This window comes from Algoriphagus persicinus (genome assembly GCF_035156415.1).
In the GTDB taxonomy this organism is placed as follows: Bacteria; Bacteroidota; Bacteroidia; order Cytophagales; family Cyclobacteriaceae; genus Algoriphagus; species Algoriphagus persicinus.
The window spans coordinates 1-2,061 of the sequence record NZ_JAYEEY010000066.1; the positions used below are offsets into that span (position 1 = coordinate 1).

Below are 2,061 nucleotides of genomic sequence, written 5' to 3' on the forward strand. Positions count from 1 at the left end.
AGTTCACTGCAACATATACTATTACTCAGGCGGACATGGATGCCGGTCAGGTGGACAACACCGCAACCGCAACAGGAACAGATCCTGATGATGTGGATGTGACCGACACAGACGATGAGACGGTAACAGCTGAGCAGAATTTTGACTACAGCATTACGAAGGTGGCGACACCACAGACTTACGATGCTGTAGGCGACGAGATTGAGTACGAGATCACGGTGACCAACGAGGGTAACGTGACCTTGGAAGGTATTTTGGTAACGGATCCATTGACAGGATTGAGCCAATTGATTACGAGCTTGGCACCACAGGCGGACACGGTAATCGTGACCACTTATGTGATAGAGCAGTCTGATCTGGATGTAGGTCAGGTAGACAATACAGCAACGGCATCATACGAAGAGCTTGAACGCACCGCCGATGAAACGGTGACAGCGGATCAAAGACCTTCCATGACTTTAGATAAATCAGCGAGCCAATCTACTTATGATCTGGCGGGTGAAGTAATCACCTATACTTTCAATGTAACGAATACTGGCAATGTGACTTTAAGTGATGTGATGGTAAGCGACCTGCTTCCAGGACTAAGCGATATAAGTCCTTCCTCAGTTGCGACATTGGCTCCTGGATCGAATATTGAATTTTCAGCTTCCTATGTAATTACTCAAGAAGATATGGACATTGGTCAGGTTGAGAACACAGCAAATGCAGAAGCTTTCTTTGGTGAAGTTGAATATACTGATACCGATACAGAGACAATTACGGCAAATCAGCGTCCTAGCATTGAGTTGATTAAGAGTGGGTCATTCAATGACGAAAATGGGGATGATGGAGCAGATGCAGGGGAGACTATCAGTTATACGTTTACTGTGATAAACAATGGTAACGTAACGCTTACCAATATAATGATTGCGGATCCACTTGTAGATGTGGTCGGGGGACCAATTGCTAGTCTTGCTCCTAATGTATCAAATAATTCAACGTTTACTGCGGATTATACCTTAACTCAAGAAGATATTGATGCGGGCTTCTTCACTAATACTGCTACTGCTACTGGTATGCCGCCGATTGGGGAAAATGTGAGCAATGAAGATTCTCATTCTGAATTCTTTGTTCCTACTCCATTTATCGGAATTAATAAAACGGTAAATCCTAATATAGTAACTGCTGCGGGCCAGGAAGTGACCTATACTTTGACAGTAACCAACGAGGGCAATGTAACTCTGACCGATGTCATGATCATTGATCCATTAACTGGGCTTGATGAGAATGTGGGTACTTTAGTGCCAGATCAAGTTGTTGTAAGACAAACTGCATACCTAGTGACACAAGGGGATATCGATAATGGATCTGTTCTTAACGTAGCCACTGCACTTGGGTCATTTGGAGAGATTCAGGTGTCTGACGAGGACGACGCGGTAGTAACAGCGACTCAGCGACCTAATATTCAGATTGAAAAAGTTGCTAATCCGACCACGGTTGATGCAGCGGGTCAGGAAGTTACGTATACCTTGACAGTGACCAACACCGGAAATGTATCCCTTAGTAATGTAACGGTTACTGATCCATTGACAGGATTTGATGAGAACATAGGTTCTTTGACACCGGGTCAGGAAGTGGTTAGAGAAACTTCTTATACAGTGAGCCAGTCTGATATAGACAACGGTACAGTGATAAATGTAGCTACGGCTGAAGGATTAATTGGTGAAACTCAGGTTTCTGATGAGGACGATGCAACGGTTGAAGCAATCCAGACATCTTCTATCCAGATTGTGAAAACAGATAATGGAGCTGAAGTAGACGCTGTAGGTGATGTAATCACTTATACATTGACAGTTACGAACACAGGAAATGTGACCTTGACAGATGTGATGGTTACGGATCCATTGACAGGACTTGACCAGAATGTTGGAACCTTGGCTCCTGGAGCTTCCACTGTAGTGAATACAGAATATGTGGTAACTCAGGGCGACATGGATGCAGGCTCAATATTGAATACTGCACTTACAACAGGTGATGCTCCTGGTGATAATGATCCAAGTGATGAGGATGATGTTGTAA

At 44.1% G+C, this 2,061-nt stretch carries 1 protein-coding gene; it reads left to right on the forward strand.

From position 1 onward, the window contains the following. Positions 1-2,061, forward strand: a 2,061-nt coding sequence (locus tag U3A58_RS21615) for a DUF7507 domain-containing protein (protein WP_465038371.1), incomplete at both ends; no start/stop codon positions are given.